General features: G+C 70.2%; 6 protein-coding genes. 3 read left to right on the forward strand and 3 right to left on the reverse strand.

The window, feature by feature from the left end; all coding sequences use genetic code 11:
* Positions 1–120 precede the first annotated feature (120 nt).
* The gene (locus tag EDF47_RS19330) at positions 121–1,170 is read right to left on the reverse strand and encodes a methionine synthase (protein ID WP_133937795.1); all 1,050 of its coding nucleotides are present in this window, start codon (positions 1,168–1,170) and stop codon (positions 121–123) included.
* 20 nt (positions 1,171–1,190) lie between these two features.
* The gene (locus tag EDF47_RS19335; RefSeq protein ID WP_133937793.1) at positions 1,191–2,153 is read right to left on the reverse strand and encodes a putative oxygenase MesX; all 963 of its coding nucleotides are present in this window, start codon (positions 2,151–2,153) and stop codon (positions 1,191–1,193) included.
* Between the two features lie 119 nt (positions 2,154–2,272).
* Here EDF47_RS19335 and EDF47_RS19340 point away from each other — a divergent pair, with 119 nt between their 5' ends.
* A complete protein-coding gene (locus EDF47_RS19340; protein WP_131880295.1) occupies positions 2,273–3,214 on the forward strand; it encodes a LysR family transcriptional regulator in 942 nt (313 codons plus the stop codon).
* A gap of 56 nt (positions 3,215–3,270) precedes the next feature.
* Here the strand turns inward: EDF47_RS19340 and EDF47_RS19345 are convergent, their stop codons facing one another.
* Positions 3,271–4,764: a family 20 glycosylhydrolase gene (locus EDF47_RS19345; protein WP_133937791.1), complete on the reverse strand. Its 1,494-nt coding sequence runs from the start codon at positions 4,762–4,764 to the stop codon at positions 3,271–3,273.
* 90 nt (positions 4,765–4,854) lie between these two features.
* Between EDF47_RS19345 and EDF47_RS19350 the strand changes: the two genes are divergently transcribed.
* Together EDF47_RS19350 and EDF47_RS19355 are read left to right on the forward strand one after the other, a co-directional pair.
* The gene (locus tag EDF47_RS19350; RefSeq protein WP_166673284.1) at positions 4,855–6,033 is read left to right on the forward strand and encodes a GDSL-type esterase/lipase family protein; all 1,179 of its coding nucleotides are present in this window, start codon (positions 4,855–4,857) and stop codon (positions 6,031–6,033) included.
* Positions 6,034–6,156: 123 nt separating this feature from the next.
* Entirely contained in the window at positions 6,157–6,594 is a 438-nt protein-coding gene (locus tag EDF47_RS19355) for a hypothetical protein (RefSeq protein WP_133937787.1), read from the forward strand.
* Positions 6,595–6,810: the final 216 nt, after the last annotated feature.

The raw sequence follows: 6,810 nt of genomic DNA on the forward strand, positions 1-6,810 counted from the left end.
CCTGATCGCCGGAATCGAGCCGCGCCTCCAGACCGGCCCGAGACGCGAGCCCCTGCCGGGCGTGACATGGAAGACGGCCCGCCCCGTTGCCGAGGCGAGCCGTCCTGTGCAGCCGGGCCGCTAGCGCGATACCGGCCCGGCGACGCTGGCGAGCTCGGCTCGCACGATGTCCGCCCCAGCGGACAGCGCACCGAGCTTGTCCAGTGCGGCTCCACGCGCCAGCGGAGCCATCCCGCAGTTCGAACTCGGGATGAGCTTGTCGGCATCGACGAACTCGAGCGCCCGCCGCAGCACCTCCGCGACCTCCTCCGGCGTCTCCACGGTCTCGGTCGCGACGTCGATCGCCCCGAGCATGACCTTCTTCCCGCGGATGAGCTCGACGAGCTCGAGCGGCACGTGTGAGTGGATGCACTCGAGCGAGACGATGTCGATGGACGACTGCTGCAGCAGCGGGAAGGACTGCTCGTACTGCCGCCACTCGGCCCCGAGGGTCTCCTTCCACTTGTTGTTCGCCTCGATGCCGTAGCCGTAACAGATGTGCACGGCGGTCTCGGCGCGCAGGCCCTCGGTCGCGCGTTCGAGCGCGGCCACGCCCCAGTCTTGCACCTCGTCGTGGAAGACGGTGAAGGCGGGCTCGTCGAACTGGATGATGTCGACGCCGGCGTCCTGCAGCTCCCGCGCTTCCTGGTTGAGGATCGTGGCGAACTCCCACGCCAGCTTCTCGCGGCTCTTGTAGTGCTGGTCGGAGAGCGTGTCGATCATGGTCATCGGGCCGGGGAGCGCCCACTTGATCGGACGGTCGGTCTGGGCGCGCAGGAAGCGGGCGTCGTCCACGAACACGGGCGCCCGACGGCTGACGGCACCGACCACGGTCGGGACGGCCGCGTCGTAGCGGTCACGGATCCGGACGGTCTCCTTGCGCTCGAGGTCCACGCCGTCGAGGTGCTCGATGAACGTCGTGACGAAGTGCTGGCGGGTCTGCTCGCCGTCGCTGACGATGTCGATGCCACGGCGCTCCTGCTCGTGGACGGCGGAGCGGAGGGCGTCCTGCTTGCCCTCGGTCAGGGCGTCTCCTTCGAGCAGCCAGGGGGACCAGAGTCGCTCGGGCTCGGCGAGCCAGGACGGTTTCGGCAGGCTGCCGACGATCGAGGTGGGCAGGAGGGTGCTCATGCGGTTGCGAGTCCTAACGATCAAAGAGAAGGAACGGCGGCGCCGGCAGCGAAACGCGAGAGGAGCGCGTGGTGCGGCGTCACGAGGTGCTCCTCGGTCCACCGACCCTGGGTGATCCCGAGGCGACTGCGCTCCTCACGGTCGTAGGTGACCGGGGTGGGCGTGAAGTCGGTGTGGTCGAGGCTGGGGCGGTAGGTGCTCCCGGCCGGGGTGTTCGCGGCGTAGATCTCCGGGCGGTAGATCTTCTGGAACGTCTCCATGGTGGCGATCGTGCCGATGAGCTGGAGGTCCGTGTAGTCCCCGGTCAGGTCACCGCGCGTGTAGAACGCGAGCGGGGCCGACGCTCCGGCGGGCTGGAAGTACCGGACCCGCATGCCCATCCGGCCGAAGTAGTCGTCGGTGAGCGAGGAGTGCTCGTGCTCGTACTCGGCGCCGAGGACGGGGTGGACGTACCCGTTCTGGCGGTAGGTCTGGCTCGTCGAGACGCTGATGCAGACGACGGGCTCGGCACCGAAATCCGAGCGGAACGCGGACGACTCCAGGAAGCGCTGGAAGAGGGCCCCGTGCAGCGCCCCGAAGTCAGACGGCAAGCCCGGCGATGACGGCAGCAGGACCGAGAAGTCGTAGTCGCGCAGGTACGACGAGAAGTTGTTGCCGAGGATGCCGTGGTGGTGCTCGCCGGTGTGCTGGTCGACGATCGTGACGTCGAGCATCTCGAGCAGCGGGAACTCGGCGTCGGCTCCACCGTCGGAGAACGCCAGTGCGGCCGAGACGATGTCGAGTTGCAGGCGGTAGCGGTCCCCGGCAACCAAGAGGTCGTTCGCACGCCCGTCGATCATCGCCAGCGCCGCACGGAGGTTCTGCTGACGGTGCTCGCCGCGCGCCAGGTTGGCGAAGTTCGTGGTCAGCCGGGAGCTGTCGGCGGGGGAGTAGTCCTCGTCGAACCGGGTCCGGGTGATGCTGAAGGTGAGGTCGTTCGCCATGGTCGGCAATCTGTTCGTCGAGCGCCCGAGGGCACTGGGGAAGGGGTACGTCGATCATGACGGGAACCGCGGGCCATCAGGTAATACCGAGACGCTATGCGGCGGTATAGTCTCGGCCTATGGCTCGGGTCCCGAACGACATCACCCTGCAGCAGCTCCGGTACTTCATCGAGGTCGCGACCGAGGGCTCGATCAGCGCCGCGGCCGATCTGCTCTACGTGTCGCAACCGACGATGTCCGCGGCGATGAAGGACCTCGAGACGCGGATCGGGCGTCCCCTGTTCGTCCGATCGGCCAGGGGAGTCGTGCTCACCGTCGACGGCGTCGAGTTCCTCGGGTACGCCCGGCAGGTCATCGAGCAGGTCTCCCTGCTCGAGCAGCGGTACGTCGGCCGGCAGCGGTCGCGTCGACTGCTCGGGGTGTCCTCCCAGCACTACTCGTTCGCCGTGGAGGCCTTCGTCCGCATGGTCGAGGGCGCGGCCGCGGACGAGTACGAGTTCTCGCTCCGCGAGACACGCACCTGGGACATCATCGAGGACGTCCGCACCCTGCGGAGCGAGGTGGGCATCCTCTACCGCAACGACTTCAACAAGCAGGTGCTCGGCAAGCTGCTGCGGGACGCCGGGGTCGTGTTCACACCGCTGTTCGTCGCCGAGCCGCACATCTTCGTGGCCCGGCGGAACCCGATCGCGTCACGGGAGCGCGCGACCCTCGAGGACCTCGCCGACCTGCCGCGGCTGACGTTCGACCAGGGCGCGAACAACTCCTTCTACCTGGCTGAGGAGATCCTGTCGACGATGTCGAGCAAGCGGGAGATCCGCGTCTCGGACCGGGCGACGATCTTCAACCTCATGATCGGCCTCGGTGGGTACACGATCTCCACCGGGCTCATCAGCGACGACCTCGACCCCGAGATCGTCGCCATCCCCCTCGATGTCGACGAACGCATCGAGATCGGCTGGATCGCGCACGCCTCGGTTCCCCTCACCGTGCAGGCGCAGACCTACCTGGACGAGTTGCGCGCGGTGGTCACCAGTTACGGCGTCGAGCCGCTCGGGTAGGCAGGCCGCGGTTCGCGCGGTTCCGGAGGTCGGCCGGGAGGCCCGTCATGCGTCCGTCAGGAGGCTGCGGTCTCGAGCATCGCCGTCACGTGCGGCGCGCTCCACCGCAGGAGCGCGTCAGCGGGTGGACTGTCGAGGTCCTCGCCCCAGATCGCGACGGCGGCGCCCGACATCGGAGCTGCGAGCAGCGAACCGGAGTCGCCGTCCCACGCCCGGAGTGACCAGTTCTCGCGGAGATCGGCGACCGTGTACTCGCTGTCGGCGGGGTCGAGGTCGGTCGGCACCTCGTACAGGTAGTACGAGTTGTAGTTGAGCAGGTCGATCCCGGCCTGCTGCAGGTCGACCGCACTTGCTCGTCGCGCTCGGCGTTCGCGGCGCTCGGCTGCGTCCTCGGTGTCGCCGTCGAAGCTCCAGTACGTGACGTGGATGCGCGGATCCAGTCGCCCGACCGCAGCGCGATCGATCCCGTCGTTCCACGCCCAGACCTCGCGGTTGCCGAGGGTGGCCGCCATCGTGTTCATCCACGCGACGCGTTGGGCGGCGGTGACGCCGTCGCCCCATTCGTCTGCGCCGATGTGCACGGTGCGGCTGGACGGGAACGTCCGCTGCACCTCGGCGTACAGCTTGGTCGCCAGCGCGAGACTGCCCGGCGCCGACGGGTCGAGCTCGCTCTCGCCCGAACGGATGCGGTCGACCCACTTCGTGCCGTGCTCCGCCTCGAGCAGGGCGAAGGCGGCAGCCATGTGGCCGGGAGTGTCGACCTCGGGCACGATCGCGATCCGCTGCTTCGCCGCGTACTCGGCGATCGTGCGTGCCTGTGCGGCGCTGAGGAACGGACGGCCGGTCACGCGGCTCGTGTAGACGCCGTGGTCGAGATCGGCGTTCGCGAGGGTCTGGCCGAGGACGTTGCTCTCGATCCCGACGTTCTGGTCATCGGTGAGGTGCAGGTGCAGGAAGCGGCCGCCGTCGTCGGCGAGCAGGTCGATGTACCGCTTGATCAGCGCCACGGGGTAGTAGGCGCGAGCGACGTCGAGCATCACGCCGGTCTGGGGACGTGGGCGGGGCGTCCGCTTGGTGGTGACGGTCGAAGCGGACGTGCGGCAGTGCTGCCCGGAGTACGCACCGACGCAGGCGAGGACCGAGTACTTCCCGGCCGCGGCGCGGGAAGGGGCCGTGCGGACTGCGCTGACCGTTGTGCTCGAGCCCGGGGCGAGTGGCTGCACCGCGACCCGGCCGAGCGTGTACTTCTTCGTGCCGGTGGACAGGAAGAGCCAGGCCGACGAAGCTGGCTTCCGCACCGAGGTGGTGTTCGTGACCTTCAGGGTGGCCCGCACGGCGCTGCCGGTCGAGGGGACGGTGGACGCTGCGGTGACCTTGGTGACCGTCACCGGCGACGCTGCGGTGTCTGCTGATCCGGCGACCGCATCGATGCCGACCAGCGCTGCTGCCGACACGGCGATCGCCAGACCGACCGCGATGGTCCGTCTGACGGAGTGCGGCGCGGTCGGCGGACCGGCAGTCGGGTCCGGAGTCCCGGTGGAGGAGGGCACGGAGACGACGGTAGTTCACCAGGGTTGCGCGGTTAGCATTGCCCGACCCGGCGCCCGGTCGCGGACCACATCCCACCCAGGGGAGACAACGTGAACGGCCACGAGCGCAGCACCGATCGCGGTCGGCGTCGAGGGGCGCCGCGGCTCGTCGCCGGCCTGGTCGTCGCACTCGTGTCGATCGTCGCGACGGGGTGCTCCGCAGCGAAGACCCCGGAGGTCGCCGAGCCGCTCGCGACCTGGAACGCCGCCGTGGCCGACCGGACCGAGGCGTCCGCGAACTGGGTCGCCCTGGGGGACTCGATCACCGAGGGGCAGGGCGCCTCGTCACGCTCCACCCGGTGGATGGACCTCACGCTCGACCAGCTGCGCACGGAGCACCCGACGGACGGGGTCACCGGAGGGGCCGGGTACCTGCCGGCGCAGTTCGCCGTGTACGCACCGGACTCGACCTGGGGTGACTGGGCGACGGCGCGCACGGGGGAGAGCCAGTTCGACATCACCACCCCCGACCTCGGCTACCGATCGGTCGCGATGCAGGCGGGCGCCTCGCGGAGCTACGGCTTCACGGGCACCGGGATCGACATCTGGTGGGCGCGCTACCCCGGGTCCGGCGACTTCACCTACAGCGTCGATGGAGCAGCACCGACGACCGTCGCCACCACCGGGACTGCCAGTACCGGGACGATCACGAAGGTGGACGGACTGTCGAGCGGGGAGCACACGGTGACCGTCACCGCCGTCGCGCCGTTCTCCTTGCTGGGGTTCACGATCTACGACGGTGACCGGGACAAGGGGATCCACCGCTACGACTCCGCGCACTCGGGCTCGACGATTGCGACGTTCACGAAGAACCAAGAGGGCTTCCTGACGGCGATGCGTCGTGCTGCGCCGGACCTCATCACCATCACGCTGGGTGGCAACGACGCGGCGAACCTCACACCCGACGAGCTCGGCGCCCAGTACGTGGCGTTCCTCGAGACGCTCGCGGCGCTGCCCACGAAGCCCTCGCTGCTCGTGATCGGCGAGTTCACGCCGGCTTCGAGCATGACGGACGGCATGGCGGAGCCGTGGTCCAGCTACCTCGCCGAGATCAAGCGTGCCGCGGCGAAGGGCGGTGCCGCGTACGTCGGCATGGCGGACACGTTCCCCGAGGCCGACACGTCCGGGACGGGGATCTACTCGACGGACGGCATCCACCCCAACGACGAAGGGCAGCGTCGGATCACGAAGCTCGTACTCGCCACCCTGGCTGCGCACGAGGGCGGCTGAGGGGCGGACGGGCGGGAGGCGCGGCGTCAGCGTGCTCCGTGCCTCCCGTCCGCCGCGTGGTCCGGTTCAGGCGATGGTGCTGCCGCTCCCCGGAGTGGTGCGACGATCCACTAGCGTGAGCGCATGGGGGAGCAACGCAACCACCAGTGGCTCGGCCCCGATGAGGACGCGTACCTCCGCCCGGCGCGAGCGCAGCCTCGGACACCGTACGTCCCGACGAAGCCCGGCGCGATCGACCTCGTCGTGACCGCTGTCACGCTGGCCGTCACCTACGTCGCCGCGCCCCTCGCCTGGTTCTGGGTCGTGCTCAGCCAGATGGCCTTCGTCGGGTGCACGGGCACCGCGAGGAACTGCAACTACGACGCGAGTTCGATCGTCCTCATCGCGTATCCGCTCGTCTCGGGTGTCATCGCCGTCGTCGGGACGTGCTGGGTCGTCGCCCGTCGGCGCCGGTGGCAACCGGGGTCCTTCGCCGCTCTCGGCACGCTCGCCGGCCTCCTGGCGGCCTTCGTCGTCGCTGAGTTCGTCACGGACGTCGCGTCCGGCGGCTACCTGTTCTGAACCGCCGGCCGGTCCGCTGACGCACGGTGGGCAACGGACTGGAGGCGCGGGGGGGGGGGGGGGGGGGGGGGCGCCGCCCCCCCCCCCCCGCCCGCCGGGGGGGGGGGGGGGGGGGGGGGCGCCCCGGGGGGGGCCCGGGGGGGGGGGGGGGGGCCCCCCCCCCGGGGGGGCCCCCCCCCCCCCCCCCCACCCCCCCCCCCCCCCCCCCCCCCCCCC

The organism is Curtobacterium sp. PhB190, assembly GCF_004365385.1.
Classification (GTDB): Bacteria; Actinomycetota; Actinomycetes; order Actinomycetales; family Microbacteriaceae; genus Curtobacterium.

Excerpts from the sequence above, each read along its gene's own strand:
- EDF47_RS19330 (WP_133937795.1), bottom strand. The coding sequence starts at position 1,170 with ATGAGCACCCTCCTGCCCACCTCGATCGTCGGCAGCCTGCCGAAACCG.
- EDF47_RS19335 (WP_133937793.1), bottom strand. The coding sequence starts at position 2,153 with ATGGCGAACGACCTCACCTTCAGCATCACCCGGACCCGGTTCGACGAG.
- EDF47_RS19340 (WP_131880295.1), top strand. The coding sequence starts at position 2,273 with ATGGCTCGGGTCCCGAACGACATCACCCTGCAGCAGCTCCGGTACTTC.
- EDF47_RS19355 (WP_133937787.1), top strand. The coding sequence starts at position 6,157 with ATGGGGGAGCAACGCAACCACCAGTGGCTCGGCCCCGATGAGGACGCG.